The sequence below is a fragment of the Paracoccus benzoatiresistens genome (assembly GCF_026913015.1).
GTDB classification, from domain to species: Bacteria; Pseudomonadota; Alphaproteobacteria; order Rhodobacterales; family Rhodobacteraceae; genus Paracoccus; species Paracoccus benzoatiresistens.
Genome location: NZ_JAPTYD010000009.1, coordinates 1 through 24,981, shown reverse-complemented (window position 1 = coordinate 24,981; position 24,981 = coordinate 1). Strand labels below are relative to the sequence as shown.

Genomic DNA, 24,981 nt, shown 5'->3' with positions numbered 1-24,981 from the left:
CATCATGGTCGTCGATGACGAACCTTCCTCCCTGTTGGACTGCCGCGCCTCCGGGCGCGGCTTTTTTTTTGTGATCGGGGCCATGTCACGGAACTGTTGACGGATCACAACGGCGCGACTAGCGTGTGCCTCAATGATGACCGGCCAGTCCGGCAGGGGGAAGACAGCGCCCATGGCGCCGGGGTCGTGGTTCTTGCCACGGCCCCTTTCATTTGCCCATGCGGCTTGTGCCACGCATCCGTGTCAGCGTGATGACAAGCAAATGACCGCCGGCTCAACGCGATTCAACGCTTGGTGAACAGGGCGGCTCCGATGCAGCCTGACAAAGCGCACCGGACATGCTAGGCCCGGCCAACGCATTGAGCAAAGGGACGAAACAACCATGCCGATCACACCCTCGCGGGCCCTTCTGGCCGCGCTTGCCCTGGCCGCGGCTCCGGCCTTCGCGCAGGAAACCACTGCTCCGGCTACGCCCGCCGCCCCGGCCCCTGCGGCCGACGCCCCCGCCACCCCTGCCGCCGACGCCCCCGCCGCCGACGCCCCCGCCGCTCCTGCGGCTGATGCGCCTGCCGCAGATGCCCCCGCCCCTGCCGCCGGCACACCCGCAGCCGCGCCCGCCACTGGCGAACCGCAGGCCGGCCAGTACTACGTCAAGGCCACCAACAATGACTGGACGACGCGCTGCCTGAAGGCCGAACAGGGCAAGGATCCGTGCGAACTGTATCAGCTGATGAAGGACGCCGAGGGGAATTCGGTCGCCGAGATGACCCTGATCCCGCTGAAGAACTCCAAGGATGTCGCGGCGGGGGCCACGCTGATCGCGCCGCTGGAAACCGACCTGATCCAGGGCCTTGGCCTGGCCGTCGGCAATGCCGAGCCGCGCGGCTATCCGTTCAGCTTCTGCGCGCCGGTCGGCTGCGTGTCCCGCCTGGGCTTCACCCAGGCCGAGCTTGACGAGTTGAAGCGCGGGAGCCAGGCGACTGTGTCCCTGCTGCCCTTTGGTGGGGATCGCGAAAAGCCCGTGCAACTGAAGCTGTCGCTGTCGGGCTTCACGGCCGCCTTCGACGCGCTGTCCGCCTATGCCGACGAGCCCGTCCCCGCGGCCGAAGCTGCCCCCGCGCCGGACGCGCCCGCCGAAGAAGCGCCCGCCAACTGATCCGGACCACGACGACCTGCAAACCGCGCCCCACCGGGCGCGGTTTTTTCCTGCCCGGACATCAGACCCGGCGCAGGGCGATCACGGCGTTCAGCCCGCCAAAGGCAAAGGCGTTGGACAGGACGGCATCGACGCGGGCTTGCCGTGCCTCGTTCGGGACCACGTCCAGCGCGCATTCGGGATCGGCTTCCTGATAGCCGATGGTCGGCGCGATCACGCCCTCGCGCAGCGCCATGATGCAGGCCAGCAGTTCGACCGCGCCGGTGCCGCCGATGACATGGCCATGCATCGCCTTGGTGGACGACATCATCAACCGGTCCGCATGATGCCCGAAGGCATGGGCCACAGCCGCGCATTCGGTCTTGTCATTGGCAGCCGTGCCGGTGCCGTGGGCGTTGATATAGCCAACATCCTCGGGGTTCAGGCCCGCGTCCTGCAGCGCGCCAGTGATGGCCCGCTCGGCCCCTTGGGCCGAAGGCATGACGATGTCCTGAGCGTCCGAGGACATGGCAAAGCCCACCACCTCGGCCAGGATGTCGGCGCCGCGGGCGCGGGCGTTCTCGTAATCCTCGAAGACGAAGACGCCTGCCCCCTCGCCCTGGACCATGCCGTTGCGGTTGGCCGAAAACGGGCGGCAGGCATCCTTGGACATGACGCGCAGCCCTTCCCATGCCTTGACCCCGCCAAAGCACAGCATCGCCTCGGATCCCCCGGTCAGCATGACCTGGGCCCCACCCGAGCGGATCATCTGGAAGGCCAGACCCATGGCGTGGTTGGAACTGGCGCAGGCGGTTGCGACCGTGAAGGCCGGGCCGCGCAATCCGAATTCCATGCTGACATGGCTGGCCGCGGCATTGTTCATCAGCTTGGGCACGACAAAAGGATGGACGCGGTTCTTCCCTTCCTCATAGACCGTGCGATAGTTCTCGTCCCAGGTGTTCAGCCCGCCGCCCGCCGTGCCCAGAACGACGCCCGACCGCAGGCCAAGCGCGCCTTGGAAATCCAGCCCCGATTGCGCAACCGCCTGCTTGGCGGCCAGCAGCGCGAACTGCGTGAACTTGTCGTAAAGCAGGATTTGCTGGCGGTTGAAGTAATCCTCGGCCCGCCAGTCGTGAACCTGCGCGCCGATCTGGATCGACAGCCGGTCCACGTCGCGGAAATCCAGCTGGCTGATGCCGCAGCGCCCCTCGCGGAAGGCGGCCAGCGTTGCCGGCACGTCATGGCCAAGCGCGTTGATCGTGCCCGCACCGGTGATCACGACCCGCCGCAACCCGGCCAAGGGGCGCGGCTCGGCAGCCGCTGCTTCGGCCTTCTTTCCAGTTTTCTTCGGGCTCATGCGGCCTTCTGCGCCACCAGCCGTTCGACGGCCGCGATGATCGTGCCCATGGTCGAGATGTCGAAATCCGACTTGTCCGGCTCATTGGCATTGAAGGGGATCGAGATGTCGAACTCCTCCTCCAGCGCAAAGATCGATTCGACCAGCCCCAGGCTGTCGATGCCCAAATCCTGCGGGGTGGATTCGTCGCTGATCTGGTCGGGTTCAAGCATGGCCTGTTCGGCAATGATGGCCGTGATGCGGTCTCTGATCTGGTCGGTCATGAAGCCTCCTGCTCAGCCCTTCTCCAACAGTCGTGTAACAGTTTCCTGAAGCTTTGCCAGTTGTTGTGCAAATCGCGGCAGGCGGCGCATGGCCTTCTGGATCTCCATCTGCGTTTCCATCTTCACCGCCGGATTGCCAAGGATGACGCGGCCGGCGGGCACGCGGGTGAAGATCTTCGTGGCCCCGCCGGCGATCACGTCGTCGCCGATCTCGATATTGTCGCTGACGCCGACCTTTCCGGCCAAGACGACGCGGTTGCCGACCTTCGAGGAACCGGCGATGCCCACCTGAGAACACAGCAGGCAATCGTCGCCCACCACCACGTTGTGAGCCAGCATCACCAGGTTGTCGATCTTCGTGCCGCTGCCCACGCGGGTCGCGCGGATCGTGCCCCGGTCGATGGTGGCATTGGCGCCGATCTCGACATCGTCGCCGATCTCCACCCCGCCCAGCGAATGGATCCGCGTCCAGTGCTGCTGCTTGATCTTGTCACGCACGCCCAGCGTGCGGCGGATTTCCTCGATCCCCGATTCCTCGGGCGTGACAAAGGAAAAGCCGTCGCCGCCGATCACCGCGCCCGATTGCACGATCAGCCTGTCGCCTGCCGTCACGCCGTGCGCAATGCGCGCGCCCGCATGGATCAGTGCGTCAGCGCCCAGCCGCGAGCCGCGACCGATCGAGACATGCGGCCCGATCCGCGCACTGCGTCCGATCCGCACCTCGGGGCCGATCACCACGAAGGGGGCGACAGCCGCGCCTTCCCCGACCTGGGCCGACGGATCGATCACCGCCGTCGGGTGAATGCCGGGGGCGATGCCGGGACCGGGGTCGAAGGCCCGCGTCAGGCCCGCCATCAGCAGGCGCGGACGGGGCGCGAAGATCGCAGCCTTCAAGCCGAAAGCTTCGGGGTCCATCCCTTCCGCCAGGATCGCGATGCTGCCGGGCCGCAGGGCCTCGGCGTATTTCGGAGCCATGGCCATGGCGATCACGCCGCCTTCGGGGCCGACCGGGCCGGTGGCAGCCGGCTCGGCCGCACCCGTCACGGGCAGATCCAGATCGCCCCAGCCTTGCGCGTCCAGTGCCTGCGCCAATTCGCGAATGGTGATTGCCATGGTCGCCCCCCGGACCGCCTTCGTGTCGGAAAGCGACTTAGACCTTCCGGGCCTACGAATCCAGTCCGGCCTTCTGAATCGCGTCATAGAGCAACGCGTCACGGCCATAGACATCCTCGAACCGGCGGATGGTTCCATCGGCATCGGGGAAAGCCGTGAAATAGACCAGATGGACCGGAACCGGGGGCGTCAGCTTCAACCAGGTTTCCTTGCCGCGATCCAGCGCCCGCTGGAACATCGCCTGAGGATCCTTGGCCTGGACCGACAGCAGGGCATGGGCCAGGTCGAACGGGTCGCCGATGCGAATGCAGCCATGCGAATAGGCGCGCGCGGCGTTCCCGAACAGGTGCTTGGTCGGCGTGTCGTGCAGATAGATGTTCCAAGGGTTCGGGAAGATGAACTTCACCAGCCCCAACGCATTGTCGCCGCTGGCCTTCTGCCGCATCCGATAGGGAAAATTCGCCGCCGTATAGCGGCCGAAGTCGATGCGGTCGCGCGAGATCACGTTGCCGTTCCCGTCCACCACGTCGATATGCGACACGGCATGGCGGTTGGCCTGCAGCTTGGGCAGGTATTCCTTGACCGTGATCGACCGCGGCACGTTCCAGCGCGGATTGGCCACGACATACTCCATCTCGTCCGAAAATTCCGGGGTCTGCCGGTCGTGATCGGTGCTGCCCACGACGGTGCGGGTGCGGAACACCTCGGCCCCGCCATCCATGATCCGGGCGGTATATTCTGGAATGTTGACCCAGACATGGCGGGCAGACAGATCCTCGCCCGCCATCCAGCGCATCCGTTCCAGCGCCACGACGATCGCGCGGCTGCGGCTGTCGTCGGGCACGTCGCCATTCAGGTGGCGGATGGTCTTTGGTCCCGCCACGCCGTCCGAAGGCAGCCCGGCCGCCGCCTGATAGCGCGCGACCGCATCGGCCAGCCCCGCGTCATAGACCTTGGGATCGGCCGCGGGCGCGGTGAAGCCGATGCTGTCCAGGCGTGCGCGCAGGGACAGCACACCCTCGCCGCGCGCGCCGATGCGCCACATCGCTTCGGGAATGCGTGGCAGGTGGGCGGGAACGCCAAGGGATTTGCCGCCCGCCAGCGCGTCCTGCAAGGCCAGATAGGCGGGGTGGCGCGGCTGCAGGTCCAGCAGGAACCGCTGCGGATCAGGGGCCTGGGTAAAGTCGTGGATCAGCCGGTCGATGGGGGGTCGCCTGACTTCGCGCTTGATCAGGGAATCGACCCGGGCGGGACGGACGATCCCGCCCGTCATGTCGCGCAGGTATCGCGCCAGGATCCGCGCCTGCCCCACCTCGGTGGCGACATCGGTGGCATCCTTGGCAAGCGCCTCGGCGGCATAACGGCCTGCGGGAATGCCATGCGACGGCCCCAGCGCCACGGCCCCAAGCAGCGCCGCGCGCCGCGCAGCCCCCTGGGGTCCCAGGAAGACCGGCTTTAGACCATGCGTGCCGTAATAGGCGGCAAGATCCGGATTGGCCGCGGCGGCCTGCGCCAGCGCCATCTCGGCGGCCGAGAAATCCAAGCGTGGTGCGGCGGCAACACCGACGGAACGCGCCAACCCCGCTTGCGGCTGCGCAACCACCGATTGAGCGCCTATAATCAGAAGAATAGCAGCAATCCGCCAAACGCCGCGCATGGGCACTCCATCCTGGTCTTGACCCAAATCTGCCATCGAGAACGGGCCCCTACCAGTAAATGCGGGGTTATTGCTAACCGCAGGGTGACAATGGTTGCACCAGTGCCACAGCGCCGGGACGCATTCGCAACACAGGGCTGACATCGGCAGGATTTCGCCTAAGATCGTGAAAATACATCTCTTGGGAGCAGGAATCTATTTCTGAGCGCACGGTCTTTTGACATATTGTTAAGTAGCCGGGGATAACCCTGGTGGCGCCGCAAGGATGTGGCGGACAAAAGACGAAGTGGGACAGGCGATCTGACATGACAATGGACCTTCTTTCGCGCCGCGGCATCCTTGGCGTGTTCGCGGCGACCACCGTGACGGCCGCGCCGGTAATGGCCAACGCCTTCGGTTTTCTTCGCGGGGCGGGCGACATGCGCCGCATCCGCATGTATTCGGGCAGGACCGGCGAAAGCCTCGACACCGTCTACTGGGTCGACGGCAAGTACATCCGGGAAGCCCTGAACGAGATCAACATCTTCATGCGCGACTGGCGCACGGGCGAGGCGATCGGGATCGACCCGCGCACCGTGGATGTCGCCGCGGCCTCGCACCGGCTGCTGCAGACCAACGAGCCCTACATGATGCTGTCCGGCTATCGCTCGCCGCGCACCAACGCGATGCTGCGCCGCAGCTCCGGCGGGGTCGCCCGCAATTCGCTGCACATGGTGGGCAAGGCTGCCGACCTGCGGCTGAAGTCGCGTTCGGTCGGGCAGATGTACAAGGCCGCGATGTCCTGCCGCGCCGGGGGCGTGGGCAAGTACTCGCGTTCGAACTTCGTCCACATGGACTGCGGTCCGGTTCGCAACTGGGGCGCCTGAACAGCCCCAGACCCTGATCGCTTCGACCCTGCGCCGCTCGCACCCTTGCGCGCGGCGCCTTTTGTGTGGCAGCCCGGACTACCGTGCCGCGCCTGCCCCTGCGGGATGCATCTTGACGAAGCCCGGTCGTTGCGGAAACCTTTTCGAGATCAGCACGACACAGAAGGCCGCATGATGCCGCAGACGACGCGCCGCTATCGAACCGCCAAGAAGATCCAGGCGACGGCGGTCCAGCTGGCGGTGCGCGACGGACTGGCGAATGTCACGACCGAGGCGATCGCGCGCGAGGCGGGAATCAGCACCCGCACCTTCTTCAACTATTACCCCTACAAGGAAGCGGCCATGATGGGGCCGCCGCCCGACTATCCCGCAGAAGCCTCGGAGCAATTCGTCAACGGCGGCGGCACCCTGATCGAGGATCTGAACCGCCTGATCACCGCCCATCTGTCGCGCTTTCTGGATGAACGGGAAATGCTGGTTCAAATCCTGGCCCTGTCGGATACCGACCCCAAGCTGGACGCCCTGCGCAACTCTACCGTGCTGTCGCGGCGGGCCCAGATGCGCGACCTGCTGCGCCGCCGCTGCCCCGACGCGAAGCCCGCGCAGATCGAGATCCTGGCCGCCGCCATTGTCGCCGCCACCAATGCCGCCACAAAGGAATGGACCAGCGGAGAGGCCGACGATTTCATCGTGGCCGCGCGCGAGAACCTGTCGCTGATCCAGTCCGCAGCCGAGATGCTGGGCCGGCGTCCCTGCTAGACGCTCAGCATTTTGCGGTAAAGGTTATCGATGAAGGGTTCCGCCTCGACAAAGGGGTCGTGGCCGGGGCCAAGCACCGCGCGGACCTGCACGTCGAAATCGGCATAGTGCTGGGTCAGCGCCCAGATCGAGAAGATCAGGTGATGCGGATCGACCCGCGCCAGACGGCCCTGGTCCATCCAGTTCTGCAGGATGGCGGCGGCGGTATCGACGATCCCGCGCAGGCTGCCGCCCAGGATTTCCGTCAGATGGGGCGCCCCTTGCAGGATCTCATAGGCGAACAGCCGGCTTTCGCGCGGAAAGCGGCGCGACATTTCCAACTTGGCGCGGACATAGGCCATCACCTCGGCCAGGGGCTCGCCCTTCGGGTCGATGCGCATCATGGGCGCCAGCCACATGTCAAGCAGCGTCGTCAGCAGCGTCTTGTGGATTTCGTCCTTGGTGGGGAAGTAATACAGCACATTGGGCTTGGACAGGCCCGCCGCCTCGGCGATCTGGTCCACCGTCGCGCCGCGAAAGCCATTGGTCGAAAAGGCGGACAGCGCGCCTTCCAGGATCAGGTCGCGGTTCTTCTGCTGGATGCGGGTCAGGGTCGGTCCGGACTGATCTGCCATGTCTGAGGCTCCGCCTTTGCCGTTGGCGCTATTTTGGGCATCGGGCATCCCGGCGCCTTTCTGGATGCTTGACTGAACCCCGACCCGTGCTAGCCTGTTCCTGACCAATTGGTCAATAAAGGAAGGGGCTTAGGCCGCATGGCCGCCCGGTGGACCGCCGGACCCCGATCAAGCCGACCCCGCGCCAGAACGGGGCGGCCAGACAGGAAGGACGACAGATGACCGACGCCAGCGGGCTGGTTCCGGCTGCCAACATGAAGGTCGATGGCGAAAGGCTGTGGGACAGCCTGATGCAGATGGCTAGGGTCGGCCCCGGCGTGGCCGGCGGCAACAACCGCCAGACCCTGACCGATGCCGATGCCGAGGGCCGCGCCCTGTTCCGCCGCTGGTGCGAGGATGCGGGCATGACCATGGGCGTGGACCGGATGGGCAGCATGTTCATGCGCCACGAAGGGGCCGAGCCGGATCTGGACCCCGTCTATATCGGCAGCCATCTGGACACCCAGCCCACCGGCGGCAAGTTCGATGGCGTGCTGGGCGTGCTTTCGGGGCTGGAGGTGATCCGGTCGATCCGCGACATGGGGATCACCACCCGCCGCCCGATCGTCGTGGCGAACTGGACGAACGAGGAAGGCACGCGCTTTGCCCCAGCCATGCTGGCCTCGGGCGTCTTCGCGGGCGTCCTGACCGAGGATTACGCCAACAGCCGCACCGATGCCGATGGCAGGCGCTTCGGCGACGAACTGGACCGCATCGGCTGGCGCGGGGACGAACAGCCGGGCGCCCGCAGGATCCATGCGATGTTCGAATACCACATCGAACAGGGTCCGATCCTGGAGGCCGAAGGCAAGCAGATCGGCGTCGTCACCCACGGCCAGGGCCTGTGGTGGCTGCAAGTCACGCTGACCGGGAAAGAGGCGCATACGGGATCGACGCCCATGCACATGCGCGTGAACGCCGGCCTCGGCATGGCGCGGATCATCGAGGCCGTGCACCGCATCGCCATGGATCACCAGCCCGACGCCGTGGGCGCCGTGGGCCAGGCCAATGTCTGGCCGAACAGCCGCAACGTGATCCCCGGCCGGGCGGTCTTCACCGTCGATTTCCGCTCGCCCGACCTGTCCAAGCTGAACGCCATGCGCGCGCGACTGGAGGAGGAGGCGCCCAGGATCGCCGCCGAACTGGGCCTGGGCATCAAGATCGAGCCGGTCGGCCACTTCGATCCGGTCACCTTCGATCCGGGCCTTGTGGAAAAGGTCCGGAACGCCGCCGAACGCCTGGGCTACAGCCAAATGAACATCGTCTCGGGCGCGGGGCACGACGCCTGCTGGATCAACCGCGTCGCGCCGACGGTGATGATCATGTGCCCCTGCGTGGACGGGCTGAGCCACAACGAGGCCGAGGAGATCAGCCCCGAATGGGCCGAGGCCGGGGCGGATGTGCTGCTGCACGCCGTTCTGGATGCGGCCGAGGTGGTTGACTGAGGCAGGCAAGGACCGGGGGCCAGCCCCCGGACCCCCGGGATATTTAGGCCAAAATGAAAGGGATGGGGATGAGCACGGTTATTCGCGGCGGAACCATCGTCACCGCCGACCTGACCTACAAGGCGGATGTGTTGATCGAGGGCGGGCGCATCGCGGCCATCGGCGATGGTCTGGTGGGCGACAAGGTTCTGGACGCCACGGGCTGCCTGGTCATGCCGGGCGGGATCGACCCGCATACGCATCTGGAGATGCCCTTCATGGGCACCTATTCCGCCGATGATTTCGACAGCGGTACGCGCGCCGCGTTGGCGGGCGGCACGACCATGGTGGTGGATTTCGCCCTGCCCTCTCCCGGGCAGGGGCTGCTGGACGCGCTGCAGATGTGGGACAACAAGTCTGGCCGGGCGCATTGCGACTACAGCTTCCACATGGCCGTCACCTGGTGGGGCGAGCAGGTGTTCAACGAGATGCAGGCGGTGGTGGATCGCGGCATCACCAGCTTCAAGCATTTCATGGCCTACAAGGGCGCGCTGATGGTGAATGACGACGAGTTGTTCGCGTCCTTCCGCCGGGTGGGCGATCTTGGCGGCGTGGCCCTGGTCCATGCCGAGAATGGCGACGTGGTCGCCGAGCTGTCCGCCCGCCTGCTGGCGGAAGGCAATACCGGCCCCGAGGCCCATGCCTATTCGCGCCCCCCGCAGGTCGAGGGCGAGGCCACCAACCGCGCCATCATGGTGGCCGACATGGCGGGCGTGCCGCTTTATGTGGTTCACGTGTCCTGCGAGGACAGCCACGAGGCGATCCGCCGTGCCCGCGCCCAGGGCAAGCGCGTGTGGGGCGAGCCGCTGATCCAGCACCTGACCCTGGATGAAAGCGAATATTTCAACGCCGACTGGGACCACGCCGCGCGGCGCGTCATGTCGCCGCCGTTCCGCAACAGGCTGCATCAGGACAGCCTCTGGGCGGGGCTGCAATCGGGGTCTCTGTCGGTGGTTGCGACCGACCACTGTGCCTTCACCACCCAGCAGAAGCGGACCGGCATCGGCGACTTCACCAAGATACCCAATGGCACCGGGGGTCTTGAGGACCGGATGCCGATGCTGTGGACCCATGGCGTTGCGACTGGGCGGCTGACACCCAATGAATTCGTGGCCGTGACTTCGACCAATATCGCCAAGATCCTGGGGATGTATCCCAGGAAGGGCGCGGTGCTGGTCGGCAGCGATGCGGATCTGGTCGTGTGGGATCCCGAGGCCGAGAAGACCATCACCGCCGGATCTCAGCAATCGGCCATCGACTACAACGTATTCGAGGGTCAGCGTGTGAAGGGCCTGCCGCGCCATGTCCTGACACGCGGGCATGTGGCGGTGGACGGCGGCAAGCTCGATCCGCGCGAGGGCCATGGCGAGTTCGTCGCCCGAGAGCCGCGAGGAACCGTGAACCGCGCCCTGTCCGCCTGGAAGGAACTGACCGCGCCGCGCCCGGTGGAACGGTCGGGCATCCCGGCAAGCGGGGTGTGACTTGACCGCCATCGAGGCCCGCGACGTTTCCCTGACCTTCCAGACTGCCGACGGCCCCGTCCATGCGCTGAAGGACGTGAGCCTGACCATCGACCGGGGCGATTTCGTCAGCTTCATCGGGCCGTCCGGCTGCGGCAAGACCACCTTTCTGCGGGCCATCGCCGCGCTGGAAACCCCTACGGCGGGAACTCTGGCGGTCGCGGGCATGACGCCCGACCAGGCGCGGCGCAGGCGGGCCTATGGCTATGTCTTCCAGGCACCGGGGCTTTATCCCTGGAGGACGATTGCCGGGAATGTCAGCCTGCCGCTGGAGATCATGGGCTTTTCCAGGGCGGACCGGATGCAGCGGATCGCGCGGGTGCTGGACCTAGTCGATCTGAGCAGCTTCGGCGGCAAGTATCCCTGGCAACTGTCGGGCGGGATGCAGCAGCGTGCCTCCATCGCCCGCGCTCTGGCTTTTGATGCCGATATCCTGCTGATGGACGAACCCTTCGGCGCCCTGGACGAGATCGTGCGCGACCGGCTGAACGAGGCCTTGCTGGATCTGTGGAAGAAGACCGGCAAGACCATCGGCTTCGTCACGCATTCGATCCCCGAGGCGGTGTATCTCTCCACCAGGATCGTCGTCATGTCGCCGCGTCCGGGCCGGATCACGCGGGTCATCGACAGCCCCCTGCCCCCCGAGCGCCCGCTGGAAATCCGCGACACGCCCGAATTCATTGCGCTCGCCCAGCAGGTCCGCGAGGGGCTGCGCGAAGGGCACAGCTATGACTGAGGCCGTGGCGCGGGGGCATGGTGGGGCGAACCCCGGCCTGCGAAGCGCCTTGCCGATCCTGACCGTGCTGCTGGCGATTGTCGCAATATGGTATCTGGCCGCCGTCTGGATGAATGCGCCCTGGGTGCGCGACCAGGCGGCGCGGGCCGATACCGTGCTGACCTCGGGCGAGTTGATCCGCCAGACGCTGACGCTGGAACGGCCGGTGCTACCTGCCCCGCACCAGGTGGCGGCAGGGTTGTGGGAGGGGGTCGCGGGACAGAAGATCACCTCGAAGCGCAGCCTCGTCTGGCATGGCTGGGTCACGCTGTCGGCGACGCTGGCCGGTTTCGCGATCGGCACGGCGGCGGGGATCGGCCTTGCCGTGGGCATCGTCCACAACCGTGCCATGGACCAGTCGGTGATGCCCTGGGCCGTGGCCAGCCAGACGGTGCCGATCCTGGCCATCGCGCCGATGGTGATCGTGGTATTTGCCAGCATGGGCATCACCGGCCTGCTGCCCAAGGCCATCATCGCGGCCTGGCTGTCCTTCTTTCCGGTGCTGGTCGGCATGGTCAAGGGCCTGCGCACGCCCGATGCGATGCAGCTTGACCTGATGCACAGCTGGAACGCCTCGCGCGCGCGGCAATTCTGGAACCTGCGGCTGCCCAGTTCGCTGCCCTACCTGTTCGCCAGCCTCAAGGTCGCCATTGCCGCGGCGCTTGTCGGCACCATCGTGGGCGAGCTTCCGGCAGGTGCTACCGCCGGACTTGGGGCACGGCTGCTGTCGGGCAGCTATTACGGCCAGACCGTGCAGATCTGGTCGGCGCTGTTCGCCGCTGCCATCCTGGCCGCCGCCCTGGTGATGCTGATCGGCGCCGTCGAGCGGCTGACCCTGCGCCGCATGGGGATGGCCAGATGAGCGCCCTGCCCATCCTTGCGGTCTGGCTGGGGGCCCTCGGCCTCAACACCTGGCTGTCCCGGTTCGACACGCGCGCGACCCGGCTGGCGGTGGCGCTGATCTTCGGCGCCACGATCCTGATCCTGTGGGAGATGGCCGTGCGGATCTATGCCATCCCGCCGGTGATCCTGCCCGCGCCCAGCCAGATCGGCGCCAGCTTTGCCCGGAACACCGCGATCCTGTGGACCGATTTCGTGCAGACGATCCTCAAGGGTGCGCTGACCGGCTGGCTGATCGGGGCGGCCGCCGCCATCGCCACGGCCATCGCCATCGACCGCAGCCCCTTCCTGCAACGCGGGCTGCTGCCCATCGGAAATTTCGTGGCCGCCCTGCCCATCGTCGGCATCGCGCCCATTTTGGTGATGTGGTTCGGCTTCGACTGGCAGTCCAAGGCCGCCGTGGTCGTGGTCATGGTGTTCTTCCCGATCCTGGTGAACATGGTGGCGGGCCTTGCCGCGACCGAGCCGATGCAGCGAGACCTGATGGCGACCTGGGCCGCGCCTTATGGCGCCAGCCTGTGGAAGCTGCGCCTGCCCGCCGCGATGCCGTTCCTGTTCAACGGGCTGAAGATCACCACCACCCTTGCCCTGATCGGCGCCATCGTGGCCGAATTCTTCGGCAGCCCGACCAGGGGCATGGGCTTTCGGATCTCGACCGCCGTGGGGCGGCTGGATCTGCCGCTGGTCTGGGCGGAAATCCTTGTGGCGGCGATCGCGGGATCGCTGTTCTATGGCATCGTGGCGCTGGCCGAAAAGAAGGTGACGTTCTGGCACCCGTCACAGCGCCGTCAACGGGGGTAATCCCCCACACACAGGAGAGGGAAAGATGAAACCACTGATGCTGGGCACCATTCTTGTGCTGGCAGGCGGCGCGGTCCAGGCGCAGGAACTGACCCTGCAGCTGAAATGGGTCACGCAGGCCCAGTTCGCGGGCTATTACGTTGCCAAGGACAAGGGCTTTTACGAGGAAGAAGGGCTGGACGTGACGATCCTGCCCGGTGGCCCGGATATCGCGCCGACCCAAGTGCTGGCAGGCGGCGGCGCGGATGTCATTGTCGAATGGATGCCCGCCGCGCTTGCCGCGCGAGAAAAGGGCCTGCCGCTGGTCAATATCGCGCAGCCCTTCAAGGCGTCGGGGATGATGCTGACCTGCCTGAAGGAAAGCGGCATCAGCGACCCCAAGACCGACTTCAAGGGCAAGACGCTCGGCGTCTGGTTTTCCGGCAACGAATACCCGTTCCTGTCCTGGATGAGCCAGCTCGGCCTGTCCACCGAGGGCGGGCCGGATGGCGTCACCGTCCTCAAGCAGGGCTTCAATGTCGATCCCCTGCTGCAGAAGCAGGCGGCCTGCATCAGCACCATGACCTATAACGAATATGGCCAGGTCCTGGACGCCGGCATCGCGCCCGAGGATCTGGTGACCTTCAAATACGAGGACCAGGGCGTTGCCACGCTCGAGGACGGGCTCTACGTCCTCGAAAGCACGCTGCAGGATCAGGCCAAGGTCGCCGATCTGGTGAAATTCGTGCGCGCCAGCATGAAGGGCTGGAAATATGCCGAGGAGAACCCCCAGGAAGCGGCCGAGATCGTGCTGGAAAACGACGAGACCGGCGCCCAGACCCTGGACCACCAGGTCCGCATGGTGAAGGAAATCGGCAAGCTGACCGCGGGCTCCAACGGCACCCTGGACGAGGCCGATTACCAGCGCACCGTTGACACGCTGATGGCGGGCGGCTCCGATCCGGTGATCTCGAAGACGCCCGAGGGCGCCTTCACCCATGACGTCACCCGGCAAGCCGTCAACTAGGGCTTCTTCTTCACGCAAATATCCTCGGGGGGCTTGGGGGGCAGACAGCCCCCCATCTTCTTGCAGCCCGCGCAACATTGCGGGCTACACGCCCTGGCACCGGTCATGAACCTGCCGCCCTCCGGGGCCTTGCCTTCGGCAGCTTCGTGGCCGCCATCAGCGTGGGCCTGTTGCGGTGAACCCCCGCAGGGAACGCCATATCACGGGGCTGTCGCCGGTTTTGCTTGTCGCGCGGTTTCGCGGACCAGCTCGCCTTTCGGGTCGAGTTCCAGCATCACCGACTCGCCTTGGGGGTTGGTCGCCTCCAGCATCAGGCGCGGGCCGTCGGCGCGCAGCAAGCCGAACTCCTTGTAGCCCGCCTGCGTCAGCTTCTGGTTGACCGCTACCGCGTCGAAATCCGCCGGAACCGGCGCCGGGCCTGCCGCGCGGCGGCCATCGCCTGCGGGACCATCGCCTGCGGGCCCATCGCCGCGCGGGCCATCGCCCATCGGCCGGTCCCCGCGCGGGCCGTGCTCGCCGTGCATCCCATGGCCTTCGTGGCCGCGTTCACCCATGTGCCTGCCGTGCTCGCCATGCTCTCGATCACCCATGCGGAGGCCGTGCTCGTGATCGTGGTCGCCATTCCTGCCGTGGCCGCGTTCGCCACGCGGGCCGTCGTCATCCTCGCGGCCAAAGCGCAGCACGCGGCCATCGGCGTCGAACATGGCGCGCATGTCCTCGCCCGAGGCATCCTCGCCGCGCAGCATGACGTGGCTCTCACGAGTGCCGATCTCTTCGATCCGGGCGAACTGGCCGATCAGTTCGTTTTCGCGGATCGCCTGCGGCAGCAGGGTGTTGGCCAGTTCGGCGGGAACAGCGCCGTTGTCCACGTCGATGCGGGTCAGCCTGTTCTGGCTGTCGAAGCGGACCGCGATATCGTCGCCAGCACTCTGGCGTCCCTTGAGCATCAGGCCCTCGGGGTGCTTCCGAATCTCGGTCATCGAGGTGAACAGCGCCAGGGCCTGATGCCCGCGCAGTTCGGCCGGCACAATGGCATCGACAAGCGATTGCGGCAGGACGCCATCATCCGCCTCGACCTTGACCAGATTGTTGTCGCGGTCGATCCTGGCTTCGATGTCCACGCCGTCGGCCGTGCGGCCCTCGATCTCGCGCATTCCGTTGCGGTCGGTGTCGATTTCGAGGCTGTTCAGGTTCAGCCCCGCCAGCGGCGCGGGCAGGTCGGCGCCAGAGGGCGCGGTCTGCGCCATGGCGGCCGAGCCTAGCCCGGCGACCAGCGCCAGCATCGCAGCCGAGGTGGTGAATCTGTGAATGGCCATGTCGGTCTTCCTTTCGGTCCTGATGAGCGGCAAGCCGCCCTGACGAATCGCTTTCTAGCGCCCCGTCACCGAATGAATCGCCAATGCCCTGTTTGGTTTCCATTTCGGTCCGGCACGCTAGATTGGCGCCATGACCCTGATCCGCGTCCTTGCCCTGCTCGTGCTGTCCTGCGCCCCGGCGCTGGCGCAGGACAGCGCACCCGCGATCAGCCAGTTCCGGCCCCTGCCCTTTCACGACCTCGCCGCCGCCGTGTCCGAACGCTACGAAGGCCGGCTGCTGGCGGCCAACATCCGCCCGCCCCTGCCCCGGGAGCGCGACCTTGGCGCGGAGCTGGTCTATCAGTTCCGGCTTCTGACGCCGCAGCGCAACCTGCTGGACATCCGCCTCGATGCCCGCGATGGCCGGTTCCTGTCGGTCACGGGGCGCGGACAGCTTGCCGCGCGCAAGCCGGTGGAACAGGATTAGAAGGACCCTCCATGCGTGCCCTGATCGTCGAGGATGATCCCGTCCTGTCGGAACAGCTTGCCACCGCGATGCAGGACGCGGGCTTTGTGACCGACTGCGCGGCGGATGGCGCGCAGGGCGAATATCTGGGCGCGACCGAGGCTTATGACGTGGCGATCCTGGATCTGGGCCTGCCGGGGATGCCGGGGATCGAGGTTCTGACCCGTTGGCGCGACGCGGGGCTGACCGTGCCTGTCCTGATCCTGACGGCGCGCGGCGACTGGACCGACAAGGTCGCGGGCTTCCGCGCCGGGGCCGACGACTACGCCGTCAAGCCGTTCCGACTGGACGAGGTCGTGTTGCGTTGCCAGACCCTGATCCGCCGTGCCGCCGGCCATGTCCGTCCGGTGATCCGCGCGGGCGCGCTGACGCTGGACAGCCAGCTTGGCGTCGTCACCCGCGACGGCCTGGCCCTGAAGCTGACCGGATTCGAGCAGCGCATCCTGGCTTATCTGATCCATCACCAGAACCGCATCGTCAGCCGCACGGAACTGTCGGACCACCTTTACGACGCCGGTGCCGACCGCGACTTCAAGTCCATCGAGGTCGTGATCGGCCGCCTTCGCAGGAAGGTCGGCGAGGGCGTGATCGAGACGCGCCGGGGCGAGGGCTATCTGCTGCGGGCGCCGGCATGATCCGCTCGATCCGCGGGCGGCTGCTGCTGCTGGCCGCCGCCTGGCTGGGCGCGGCGCTGCTGGCGGCCTTCCTGTTCATCTCGGCCCTGCTGGAGGATTTCGTCACGGACCGCTTCGATGCCGAGGCCGCGGCCCTTGCCGACGCGCTGATCGCCTCGGCCGAGGTCGAGGAGGACGGCCGGGTCGAACTGGACGATCCCCCCGCCGATCCGCGCTTCGACCTGCCCCTGACCGGCTGGTACTGGCAGGTCCAGGCAGGCGATGCGGTGATCGCCCGGTCGGGGTCGCTGCTGGACGGGCGCTTGCAGGGACCAGCGGGCGATTTCGCGGGTGGCCGGGGGACCGGCGCGGATGGGGCCCCGCTGCGCGTGTTGCGGCGGCAGGTGAGCCTGCCAGACAGCGATGCGCCGGTGGCGGTGACCGTCACCGCGCCGCGCGCGCAGATCGACGACAGCCTGCGCCAGATCAGCCGGCCGCTGGGGATCGCACTGGCCGTTCTTGGCATCGTCATGGCGGTGGCAAGCGTCGTGCAGGTCACCGCCGGGCTGGACAGCCTGAACCAGGTGCGCCGCGATCTGGCGCGGGTCGGCGCGGGTCAGAAGGACCGCCTGACCCCGCCCCTCGTCCGCGAACTGCGCCCCCTGGTGGCCGAGATCAACGCGGCCCTGGACCAGAACGCCAGCCTGCTGGCCCGTTCCCGGCAGCATCTGGGAAACCTCGCGCATTCGCTGAAGACCCCCCTGGCCGCGTTGGCGAACGAACTGCCCGCCGACCACAAGGGCCAAACGCTGATCTCGCGCATGGACCGGCTGATCGGCTGGCACCTGCGCCGCGCGCGATCCGCCGGGCCAAGGGTCTTGGGCCAGCGGACCCTCGTGCGGCCGGTGATCGACGACATCCTGATGGTCCTGCGCTGGCCCATGCGGGACAAGGGCATGACCGCGCGCATCGACTGCCCTGACACTGCCGCCTTCGCCGGCGAACGGCAGGATCTGGAGGAGATGATCGGCAACCTGACCGACAACGCCGTCAAATGGGGACGAAGCCAGCTGGCGATCACCGTCACCCGGGCCGATCGCCTGACCATCCGCATCGAGGATGACGGCCCCGGCATGGCGGAAACCGACGCCCCCCGCGCGCTGATCCGGGGAGGCCGGCTGGACGAACAAGGCGCCTCGGGGTCCGGCCTTGGGCTGGCCATCGCGGCTGATCTGGCGGCGCTGCATGGAGGGGACCTGCGGCTGGACCGGGCGCGACTTGGCGGGCTGTCGGCCATCCTCGACCTGCCTGCCTGAAATTTCCGCAAAACGCATCCGGCGAAGTTTTACCATTTGATAAAAAATCGGCCCTGTGTCAGCCTGATTCTTGCCAACAGGTGAGCCAGGAGACGTAGATGTCCCAAGCGAGACTGGCGCCGGGCGTCGTCCCCGGCCGCCTTACCCCATCCGAACTGGCAGCGAATTTCGTTGATGTCGCTCCGCCGCTGGACGACCACGAGGCCCGGGTGGCCGCCGACCGCTGCTATTTCTGCCACGATGCGCCTTGCATCACGGCCTGTCCCACCAGCATCGACATCCCGCTGTTCATCCGCCAGATCGCGACCGGCACCCCGGACGCGGCGGCGATGACCATCTTCCACGCCAATATCCTGGGCGGCATGTGCGGCCGCGTCTGCCCGACCGAGAACCTCTGCGAGGGCGCCTGCGTCCGCATGGAGGCCGAGGGCAAGCCGGTCGAGATCGGCGCCCTGCAGCGATACGCCACGGACGGGATGATGGCGCAGCCCGTCCACCCCTTCCTCCGGGCAGCGCCCACCGGCAAGCGCATCGCCGTGGTCGGCGCGGGACCGGCGGGCCTTTCCGCCGCGCACCGGCTGGCAGCCAAGGGCCACGATGTCACGATCTTCGAGGCGCGGCCCAAGCCCGGCGGGCTGAACGAATACGGCATCGCCAGCTACAAGGCCGTGGACGGCTTCGCCCAGGCCGAGGTGAACTGGCTGCTGGGCATCGGCGGGATCACCCTGCGCCACGATTACCGGCTGGGCCGCGACATCACGCTGGACATGCTGCGGGCGGAATACGACGCCGTGTTCCTGGGCATGGGCCTTGGCGGCGTGAACGCGTTGCGGGCCGAGGGCGAGGACCGCCGCAACGTCCTGGACGCGGTCAGCTTCATCCGCGACCTGCGGCAGGCCAGTGACCTGACCACCCTGCCCGTCGGGCGCGACGTGGTGGTGATCGGCGGCGGCATGACGGCGGTGGACGCCGCCGTGCAGGCGAAACTGCTGGGCGCGGAAAACGCCACCATCGTCTATCGCCGCGACCAGTCGCAAATGGGCGCGAGCCGCCACGAACAGGACCACGCGACCAGCGCCGGCGTGCGCATCATCTGCAATGCCGCCCCCGTGAAGGTCCATGGCAACGGCGCGGTGGTCGAGGTCGAGTTCGCCTATACCGAGATCGATCCCGACGGCGGCTTGCGCATGACTGACGACCGCTTCCGCCTGAAGGCCGACCAGCTGTTCCGCGCCATCGGCCAGCGGCTGGACGGCGTGCCCGAGGCGCTGGCGCTGGACGGTGGCAAGATCGCCGTCACGGGCCCCGGCCGGACCAGCATCGCCGGCATCTGGGCCGGTGGGGACTGTGCAGCGGGGGGCGATGACCTGACCGTCACCGCCGTCGCCGAGGGCCGCGACGCTGCCGAGGATATCCACGCCATTCTGATGAGGGGATGATGACGCTCGAAACGCGGGTCAGCGCCAATTATGCCAGCGGCCAGACACTGGAGCGTATCCTTGGCCTTGTCGCCGCCAACGGCGGAGATCCCGGGCATCTCACGGTCGAGGCGCTGCAACCCTTTGATTCGATGCATCTGGGCGGCTGGCGCGCGACCGAACTGCTGCTGGATGCACTGGCGGTCCGGCCTGGCGAAACGGTTCTGGACATCGGCTGCGGGATCGGCGCGGCCTCCCGGACGGCCGCGCGGCGCGGGGCACAGGTGGAGGGCATCGACCTGACGCCGGAGTTCGTGACCGTTGCCGTCGAATTGACGCGGCGGACCGGCACCACGGGCGCCTCCTTCCGCGAGGGCAGCGCCTTGTCCCTGCCCTTTCCCGACCGCAGCTTCGATGCCGCGATCATGCTGCATGTCGGGATGAACATTCCGGACAAAGGCGCGCTGTTCGCCGAGGTCGCCCGGGTGCTGCGGCCCGGCGGACGCTTCGGGGTTTATGACGTGATGCGGGTCGGCTCGGGTGACTTGGCTTATCCCATGCCGTGGGCGGGCACAGAGGCGATTTCCTTCGTGGAAACACCCGATACCTACGCCGAACGCGCCGCTGCCGCGGGTTTCCGCGAAACGGCGCGTCAGGCCCGCGCGCCGGAAGCGCTGACCTTTCTGGACGACTTGATTGCCGCCGGACCGGGACGCGGAATGCCGCCGGACCGGGCGGCGAATATCCGGGCAGCCGTGCGAGATGGCACCCTGGCCCCGGTTCAGATGATATTCACCCTTGGCGTGAAGGATGACGGCAATGGCTGACCTGCGCAGCGACTTCGTCGGGATCAAGTCCCCCAACCCGTTCTGGCTGGCCTCTGCCCCGCCCACGGACAAGGAATACAACGTCCGCCGGGCCTTCCAGGCCGGGTGGGGCGGCGTGGTATGGAAGACGCTGGGCGCCGAAGGCCCGCCGGTCGTCAACGTGAACGGCCCGCGCTATGGCGTGGTCCACGGGCCCGACCGCCGCGTCCTGGGGCTGAACAACATCGAACTGATCACCGACCGCCCGCTGGAGGTGAACCTGCGCGAGATCAAGCAGGTCAAGCGCGACTATCCCGACCGTGCCATGGTCATCAGCCTGATGGTCCCCTGCGACGAGCAGTCCTGGCGCGACATCCTGTCCCGGATCGAGGATACCGGCGCGGACGGGGTGGAACTGAACTTCGGCTGCCCACATGGCATGTCCGAACGCGGCATGGGCAGCGCCGTGGGCCAGGTGCCGGAATACATCGAGATGGTGACCCGCTGGGTCAAGCAGTACAGCCGGATGCCCTGCATCGTGAAGCTGACGCCCAACATCACCGATGTCCGCAAGCCGGCCGAGGCCGCGATGCGCGGCGGCGCCGATGCCGTCAGCCTGATCAACACGATCAACAGCATCACCTCGGTCGATCTGGACCTGTTCGCGCCCGAACCCACCATCGACGGCAAGGGGGCGCATGGCGGCTATTGCGGCCCGGCGGTCAAGCCGATCGCGCTGAACATGGTGGCGGAAATCGCGCGCAACCCCGCGACCCATGGCCTGCCGATCAGCGGCATCGGCGGGGTCACGACCTGGCGCGACGCGGCCGAGTTCATGGTCCTTGGCGCGGGGACGGTGCAGGTCTGCACAGCGGCCATGACCTATGGCTTCAAGGTCGTGCAGGAGATGATCACCGGCCTGCGCGATTACCTGGACAGCCACGACATGGCGCTGTCCGACCTGATCGGCCGCGCGGTCCCGAACGTCACCGACTGGCAGTATCTGAACCTGAACTATGTCACCAAGGCCCGCATCGACCAGGACCTGTGCATCAAGTGCGGCCGCTGCTATGCCGCCTGCGAGGACACCAGCCACCAGGCCATCGCCATGCTTCCCGGCCGCGTCTTCGAGGTGAAGGAGGACGAATGCGTCGCCTGCAACCTGTGCCTGGATGTCTGCCCGGTCGAGAACTGCATCACCATGCGCGAACTGGCCGTCGGAGAGATGGACCTGCGCACTGGCCTGCGCCGCGGCACCCATGCCAACTGGACGACCCATCCGAACAACCCGATGGCGGTCAAGGCGGCGGAATGATCGATGGTCGGGGCGAGAAGATTCGAACTTCCGGCCTACGATATCCAAACGCATAAGGTCTTCCTGAATTCTACAGCTTTTTCTGTAAACCGCCACAAAAAACGCGAGTCCGGATCAAGGGCTTGCGCAAAGACTGTAAACCATCAGTTCATGTTGCGATGTTGCCACGACAACACGGTCAACATTCGGCTCTGATTTTCTTTGGTGTAGGAGCCGATTTTTGCTGCCTCTAAGGTTGCGGTGATTCTTCGCTTTCACCTTCCCTGACAGGCTTTTCCTATGACGCCCTTATTCTCTCCCCAGCGGCCACACCGCCGGGAAACGTGGGGAAGGAATGTGGGGACAGTTCGGGGGGTCAATTCGTGGGGAACGGGCCATGCGGGGCGCTCCCCTGCCTGACCATGCTCAGCCTCTCACCCTGTCCTTCGTCCGGCGCGTCGTCAAGGCGGGCAGCTACCACGACGGCGCTCTCGGACTGATCCTGGTCGTGTCGGCGGCGGGCGGGAAGAGCTGGGTGCAGCGGCTGACCGTGAATGGCCGGAGGCGGGACATCGGCCTAGGGTCCGCCCACAAGGTCTCCCCGGCAGAGGCTCGCAAGGCGGCCGCCAGAAACAAGGCGACGGTCCGGGCCGGCGGGAACCCGTTCAGGGACGGACCAGACCCCTCCGTGGCCGCCCCAGAGCCCCGCAGGCTGACCTTCGCGAAGTTCTGCCAGGAACCGGTATCGGTCCCGCGCAGCGGCCTCGGAGAAGCCCTCCAGGGAGCGGGAAGCCTATCTGCTGCTCCGCAACCACGTCCATCCTATGCTGGCACTTCTGGGACTCGTCGAGATCGGGAACGCCGACGTGGCGGACGCCCTGGCCGCAGTCGGCCGGAACGCCGGCCCCTCCTCTGTCCGGAAGGCCCTGCCGCTGCTGACCCGGATCTTCGAGGAGGCGGTTCAGGAAGGGCTGATTGCGGAGAACCCCGCCTCCGGCATCAGCTACGCCTAGGTCGCGCCCCCCAAACTGACCTCAAAGCACGGAGAGGCCCGCACCAAGCGCGTCCTGGCCGCCCTTCCCGCCTTTCTGAAGGAGATCACCGCCAGCACCGCCCGGCCATCTCTCCTAAAGCTGGTGCGCTTCACGATCCTGACCGCCCGGCACCCGCAGGAGTGCCGTCTGGCGCGCTGGGAGCAGATTAATCAGGACGCGGCCGTGTGGCGCTTCCCCAGCATGCAGAAAGACGGAGCGCGGCAGATCGAGGTGCCGCTCCATGATGCCCTGCTGGAACTTCCGAAGGAGGCTGCGGCGCTGCGTGTGCCATCAGCGGGGGACTGGGTGTTCCCGAACCCGGTGCGGCCAGGGGAGCCTTACGGGAACACGGCAGCGGACAAGATCCCGGCCAGGTTCGGGTATGAGTTGAACATGCTGGATGTCAGGCGGGCGCGTGAGATGTGGGCGAAGCAATCGGTTTGTAGCCCTAGAGCATTACCAGATTGGCACGAGCATCTTTCGTCCACATAGCCGACGATGAAGGCCTACTCACACCCTCGACGAATATCGGTTCGATGACACGCCGGGCAATGAACCGGCGATAAGGGCCTGTGTTCCTTTTGCGCCGCATCCCTCTCATCAGGCGTAAGAACCTCTTTCGAGAATCTGTTGCCGCAGTTATTGCAGCGAAGTTCTCCCATCTCAGCCATAGTCTATCCCTGCTTGACCTAAGAACTCTGCGTAAAGCGCCTCGGCGGCCTCTTTGGGTGTCATTCTCCCATTATGCCCTTTGTGAGACGACATCATCCCTGAGCGTAGAAACTGCTCGTATTCATCTGCTTCAACTGTAAATCCCCCGTTAGGGATTCCTTCTCGCGCATCTTTTTGGAATACATAAGTGATATCGCCCAGCCCATAACGGCTGGTCGAGCAAAGGACAGTAATATGCGCGGACCCTGATCGGACCCTCTGCCGATTTACGACGGTGCAGGAAAACTTCTTGTCTCCCCTGGATATGTATCTTCCCCGAAGACCATCGACTGGAGTGCCCCCACTGAAGTGGTCCACCCACTGGGATAGAGTTATCCCGTTCAGGAGGACCAGCAGATGGCAGGCAAGCGAGACAAACCCGAAGACATCGTTCTGAAGCTTCGGCAGGTCGAAGTGCTTCACGGACAAGGAATGGCAATCTCTGACGCGGTGCGGCAGGTCGGCGTAACCGAGCCGACGTATTATCGCTGGCGCAAGCAGTATGGAGGCATGAACCGGGATCAGCTCAAGCGGCTCAAGGAGCTTGAGGCGGAGAACCAGCGGCTGCGGCGCGCGGTATCAGATCTGACCTTGGACAGTGAGGCGCGAGCCGCCACTGGTTCAAGGCCGTGCCGAACGATCCTGAGCGAGGCTGCACGGGGAACCGCAGGACCGCGCAGCGAAACTTCTAAGCCCTTCGCGCCGTCGCAAGTGCATCGATCATGTGCGGCAGGCGCTCGACATATCCGAGCGCCGCGCCTGCCGCACCCTCGGGCAGCACCGCCCGACGCAGCGCAAAGCTCCTTGCGGCGCCCCGGACGAAGAACGGCTGACGGAGGACATTATCACGCTCGCTCGCACCTACGGGCGATATGGCTATCGGATGATCACCGGACTGCTGAACAACGCCGGGTGGCATGTAAATCATAAACGCGTGGAACGGGTATGGCGGCGTGAAGGGCTAAAGGTCCCGCAGAAACAGGCAAAGAAGGGCCGGCTCTGATTGAACGATGGGTCCTGCGTCCGGCTCCGGCCGGAGCACCCGAACCACGTCTGGTCCTATGATTTCGTTCAGGACCGGACACATGACGGACGGCTGTTTCGAACGCTCAATATCATCGACGAATTCACGAAGGAGGCGCTGGTGATCCGTGTAAATCGCAAGCTTGCTTCCACCGACGTAATCGACGCCCTGACGGATCTGTTTATCTTGCGCGGCCCGCCTGTGTTCATAAGGTCCGACAATGGCGCGGAATTCATTGCCAAGAAGGTGCAGGGCTGGATCGGCGCGGTTGGTGCCAAGACCGCGTTCATCGAGCCGGGCTCATCCTGGGAGAACGGGTATTGCGAGAGCTTCAACGCTCGATTCCGCGACGAACTCCTGGACGCAGAAGTCTTCTATTCGCTCAGGGAGGCCCAGATCCTCATCGAGCGATGGCGCCGCCACTACTGTTGGGCGACAAACACCATGGCCGGTGCCGACAACCAGCTTGGCCGGTGGGGCTGAACGGAAGACGGGTATGCCCGTCTGGAGTGCAGCCCCACCGGCCTGAGTGATTTCGGGGATAGGTGCTGATCGCTGCGGGTTGGTAAACCGGGAGCCTCTGCCGTCAAACGGAGGATCCGGGTTGGCCTACAAACCCATCACCGACCAGCAAGTGAGATTATACATGTCCAA

At 66.1% G+C, this 24,981-nt stretch carries 24 protein-coding genes and 2 pseudogenes; 19 read left to right on the top strand and 7 right to left on the bottom strand.

What is annotated here, in order from left to right; genetic code table 11:
• The first annotated feature begins 382 nt into the window (after positions 1-382).
• On the top strand, positions 383-1,156 hold the full coding sequence (locus tag OU682_RS08870) for an invasion associated locus B family protein (protein WP_268941723.1): 774 nt from the start codon (positions 383-385) through the stop codon (positions 1,154-1,156).
• A gap of 61 nt (positions 1,157-1,217) precedes the next feature.
• Here OU682_RS08870 and OU682_RS08865 read toward each other — a convergent pair whose 3' ends face one another.
• From OU682_RS08865 to OU682_RS08850, 4 genes are all read right to left on the bottom strand, one after another.
• Positions 1,218-2,426 carry a beta-ketoacyl-[acyl-carrier-protein] synthase family protein gene (locus OU682_RS08865; protein ID WP_268941836.1) on the bottom strand — a complete coding sequence of 403 codons (1,209 nt, stop codon included), beginning with the start codon at positions 2,424-2,426 and terminating at the stop codon, positions 1,218-1,220.
• A 62-nt stretch (positions 2,427-2,488) separates the two neighbouring features.
• Positions 2,489-2,755, bottom strand: coding sequence for an acyl carrier protein (locus tag OU682_RS08860; RefSeq protein ID WP_268941722.1), 267 nt, complete (start codon positions 2,753-2,755; stop codon positions 2,489-2,491).
• Positions 2,756-2,767: 12 nt separating this feature from the next.
• Entirely contained in the window at positions 2,768-3,868 is a 1,101-nt protein-coding gene (gene lpxD, locus OU682_RS08855; protein ID WP_268941721.1) for a UDP-3-O-(3-hydroxymyristoyl)glucosamine N-acyltransferase, read from the bottom strand.
• A gap of 52 nt (positions 3,869-3,920) precedes the next feature.
• Complete coding sequence (locus OU682_RS08850; protein WP_268941720.1) at positions 3,921-5,447, bottom strand: L,D-transpeptidase family protein; 1,527 nt, start codon at positions 5,445-5,447, stop codon at positions 3,921-3,923.
• Between the two features lie 383 nt (positions 5,448-5,830).
• On the opposite strand from OU682_RS08850, the gene mepK reads away from it, so the two are divergent.
• Entirely contained in the window at positions 5,831-6,391 is a 561-nt protein-coding gene (gene mepK, locus OU682_RS08845) for a peptidoglycan L,D-endopeptidase MepK (protein WP_268941719.1), read from the top strand.
• A 174-nt stretch (positions 6,392-6,565) separates the two neighbouring features.
• On the top strand, positions 6,566-7,150 hold the full coding sequence (locus OU682_RS08840; protein WP_268941718.1) for a TetR/AcrR family transcriptional regulator: 585 nt from the start codon (positions 6,566-6,568) through the stop codon (positions 7,148-7,150).
• Here the strand turns inward: OU682_RS08840 and OU682_RS08835 are convergent.
• Positions 7,147-7,764 (bottom strand): TetR family transcriptional regulator C-terminal domain-containing protein, encoded by a 618-nt coding sequence (locus OU682_RS08835; RefSeq protein WP_268941717.1) that lies wholly within the window; start codon positions 7,762-7,764, stop codon positions 7,147-7,149. The two genes, OU682_RS08840 and OU682_RS08835, sit on opposite strands and share 4 nt — an antisense overlap.
• Positions 7,765-7,982: 218 nt before the next feature.
• Between OU682_RS08835 and OU682_RS08830 the strand changes: the two genes are divergently transcribed.
• The 6 genes from OU682_RS08830 to OU682_RS08805 all read left to right on the top strand — a co-directional run bounded on the left by OU682_RS08830 (position 7,983) and on the right by OU682_RS08805 (position 14,289).
• Positions 7,983-9,248: a Zn-dependent hydrolase gene (locus OU682_RS08830; protein WP_268941716.1), complete on the top strand. Its 1,266-nt coding sequence runs from the start codon at positions 7,983-7,985 to the stop codon at positions 9,246-9,248.
• Positions 9,249-9,316: 68 nt separating this feature from the next.
• Positions 9,317-10,768 carry a dihydropyrimidinase gene (gene hydA, locus OU682_RS08825; RefSeq protein WP_268941715.1) on the top strand — a complete coding sequence of 484 codons (1,452 nt, stop codon included), beginning with the start codon at positions 9,317-9,319 and terminating at the stop codon, positions 10,766-10,768.
• A 1-nt stretch (position 10,769) separates the two neighbouring features.
• Positions 10,770-11,543, top strand: coding sequence for an ABC transporter ATP-binding protein (locus OU682_RS08820; protein ID WP_268941714.1), 774 nt, complete (start codon positions 10,770-10,772; stop codon positions 11,541-11,543).
• Positions 11,544-11,580: 37 nt separating this feature from the next.
• A complete protein-coding gene (locus OU682_RS08815) occupies positions 11,581-12,444 on the top strand; it encodes an ABC transporter permease (protein WP_268941835.1) in 864 nt (287 codons plus the stop codon).
• Entirely contained in the window at positions 12,441-13,283 is an 843-nt protein-coding gene (locus OU682_RS08810) for an ABC transporter permease (RefSeq protein ID WP_268941713.1), read from the top strand. The genes OU682_RS08815 and OU682_RS08810 overlap by 4 nt, the downstream gene beginning before the upstream one ends.
• 25 nt (positions 13,284-13,308) lie before the next feature.
• Positions 13,309-14,289, top strand: a complete 981-nt coding sequence (locus OU682_RS08805) for an ABC transporter substrate-binding protein (RefSeq protein WP_268941712.1) — start codon at positions 13,309-13,311, stop codon at positions 14,287-14,289.
• Positions 14,290-14,489: 200 nt separating this feature from the next.
• Here the strand turns inward: OU682_RS08805 and OU682_RS08800 are convergent, their stop codons facing one another.
• Entirely contained in the window at positions 14,490-15,605 is a 1,116-nt protein-coding gene (locus tag OU682_RS08800; protein ID WP_268941711.1) for a hypothetical protein, read from the bottom strand.
• Between the two features lie 130 nt (positions 15,606-15,735).
• Here OU682_RS08800 and OU682_RS08795 point away from each other — a divergent pair, with 130 nt between their 5' ends.
• The 9 genes and pseudogenes from OU682_RS08795 to OU682_RS08760 all read left to right on the top strand — a co-directional run bounded on the left by OU682_RS08795 (position 15,736) and on the right by OU682_RS08760 (position 23,084).
• Positions 15,736-16,071, top strand: coding sequence for a PepSY domain-containing protein (locus OU682_RS08795; protein WP_268941710.1), 336 nt, complete (start codon positions 15,736-15,738; stop codon positions 16,069-16,071).
• An 11-nt stretch (positions 16,072-16,082) separates the two neighbouring features.
• The gene (locus tag OU682_RS08790) at positions 16,083-16,745 is read left to right on the top strand and encodes a response regulator transcription factor (protein ID WP_268941709.1); all 663 of its coding nucleotides are present in this window, start codon (positions 16,083-16,085) and stop codon (positions 16,743-16,745) included.
• A complete protein-coding gene (locus OU682_RS08785; protein ID WP_268941708.1) occupies positions 16,742-18,040 on the top strand; it encodes an ATP-binding protein in 1,299 nt (432 codons plus the stop codon). The genes OU682_RS08790 and OU682_RS08785 overlap by 4 nt, the downstream gene beginning before the upstream one ends.
• A 98-nt stretch (positions 18,041-18,138) precedes the next feature.
• The gene (locus OU682_RS08780; RefSeq protein ID WP_268941707.1) at positions 18,139-19,479 is read left to right on the top strand and encodes an NAD(P)-dependent oxidoreductase; all 1,341 of its coding nucleotides are present in this window, start codon (positions 18,139-18,141) and stop codon (positions 19,477-19,479) included.
• Positions 19,479-20,285 carry a class I SAM-dependent methyltransferase gene (locus OU682_RS08775; protein ID WP_268941706.1) on the top strand — a complete coding sequence of 269 codons (807 nt, stop codon included), beginning with the start codon at positions 19,479-19,481 and terminating at the stop codon, positions 20,283-20,285. Before OU682_RS08780 ends, OU682_RS08775 begins: the two co-directional genes overlap by 1 nt.
• Positions 20,278-21,579: an NAD-dependent dihydropyrimidine dehydrogenase subunit PreA gene (gene preA, locus OU682_RS08770; RefSeq protein ID WP_268941705.1), complete on the top strand. Its 1,302-nt coding sequence runs from the start codon at positions 20,278-20,280 to the stop codon at positions 21,577-21,579. The genes OU682_RS08775 and preA overlap by 8 nt, the downstream gene beginning before the upstream one ends.
• A gap of 334 nt (positions 21,580-21,913) precedes the next feature.
• Positions 21,914-22,210, top strand: a pseudogene (locus OU682_RS24215) (Arm DNA-binding domain-containing protein); the annotation flags it as partial.
• Between the two features lie 172 nt (positions 22,211-22,382).
• Entirely contained in the window at positions 22,383-22,571 is a 189-nt protein-coding gene (locus OU682_RS08765; protein WP_268941704.1) for a hypothetical protein, read from the top strand.
• 123 nt (positions 22,572-22,694) lie between these two features.
• A complete protein-coding gene (locus OU682_RS08760; RefSeq protein ID WP_268941703.1) occupies positions 22,695-23,084 on the top strand; it encodes a site-specific integrase in 390 nt (129 codons plus the stop codon).
• 171 nt (positions 23,085-23,255) lie between these two features.
• On the opposite strand, the gene OU682_RS24545 is transcribed toward OU682_RS08760, so the two are convergent.
• Positions 23,256-23,621 (bottom strand): hypothetical protein, encoded by a 366-nt coding sequence (locus OU682_RS24545; RefSeq protein ID WP_503634549.1) that lies wholly within the window; start codon positions 23,619-23,621, stop codon positions 23,256-23,258.
• 39 nt (positions 23,622-23,660) lie between these two features.
• On the opposite strand from OU682_RS24545, the pseudogene OU682_RS08755 reads away from it, so the two are divergent.
• Positions 23,661-24,753 (top strand): annotated as a pseudogene (locus OU682_RS08755) (IS3 family transposase); the annotation flags it as partial.
• Between the last annotated feature and the right edge of the window lie 228 nt (positions 24,754-24,981).

Bases quoted from the DNA above. Each gene is read 5' to 3' on its own strand.
- OU682_RS08870 (WP_268941723.1), top strand. From the start codon at position 383: ATGCCGATCACACCCTCGCGGGCCCTTCTGGCCGCGCTTGCCCTGGCC.
- OU682_RS08860 (WP_268941722.1), bottom strand. From the start codon at position 2,755: ATGACCGACCAGATCAGAGACCGCATCACGGCCATCATTGCCGAACAG.
- lpxD (WP_268941721.1), bottom strand. From the start codon at position 3,868: ATGGCAATCACCATTCGCGAATTGGCGCAGGCACTGGACGCGCAAGGC.
- mepK (WP_268941719.1), top strand. From the start codon at position 5,831: ATGACAATGGACCTTCTTTCGCGCCGCGGCATCCTTGGCGTGTTCGCG.
- OU682_RS08840 (WP_268941718.1), top strand. From the start codon at position 6,566: ATGCCGCAGACGACGCGCCGCTATCGAACCGCCAAGAAGATCCAGGCG.
- OU682_RS08835 (WP_268941717.1), bottom strand. From the start codon at position 7,764: ATGGCAGATCAGTCCGGACCGACCCTGACCCGCATCCAGCAGAAGAAC.
- OU682_RS08830 (WP_268941716.1), top strand. From the start codon at position 7,983: ATGACCGACGCCAGCGGGCTGGTTCCGGCTGCCAACATGAAGGTCGAT.
- hydA (WP_268941715.1), top strand. From the start codon at position 9,317: ATGAGCACGGTTATTCGCGGCGGAACCATCGTCACCGCCGACCTGACC.
- OU682_RS08810 (WP_268941713.1), top strand. From the start codon at position 12,441: ATGAGCGCCCTGCCCATCCTTGCGGTCTGGCTGGGGGCCCTCGGCCTC.
- OU682_RS08805 (WP_268941712.1), top strand. From the start codon at position 13,309: ATGAAACCACTGATGCTGGGCACCATTCTTGTGCTGGCAGGCGGCGCG.
- OU682_RS08800 (WP_268941711.1), bottom strand. From the start codon at position 15,605: ATGGCCATTCACAGATTCACCACCTCGGCTGCGATGCTGGCGCTGGTC.
- OU682_RS08795 (WP_268941710.1), top strand. From the start codon at position 15,736: ATGACCCTGATCCGCGTCCTTGCCCTGCTCGTGCTGTCCTGCGCCCCG.
- OU682_RS08790 (WP_268941709.1), top strand. From the start codon at position 16,083: ATGCGTGCCCTGATCGTCGAGGATGATCCCGTCCTGTCGGAACAGCTT.
- OU682_RS08785 (WP_268941708.1), top strand. From the start codon at position 16,742: ATGATCCGCTCGATCCGCGGGCGGCTGCTGCTGCTGGCCGCCGCCTGG.
- OU682_RS08780 (WP_268941707.1), top strand. From the start codon at position 18,139: ATGTCCCAAGCGAGACTGGCGCCGGGCGTCGTCCCCGGCCGCCTTACC.
- OU682_RS08775 (WP_268941706.1), top strand. From the start codon at position 19,479: ATGACGCTCGAAACGCGGGTCAGCGCCAATTATGCCAGCGGCCAGACA.
- preA (WP_268941705.1), top strand. From the start codon at position 20,278: ATGGCTGACCTGCGCAGCGACTTCGTCGGGATCAAGTCCCCCAACCCG.
- OU682_RS08765 (WP_268941704.1), top strand. From the start codon at position 22,383: ATGCTGGCACTTCTGGGACTCGTCGAGATCGGGAACGCCGACGTGGCG.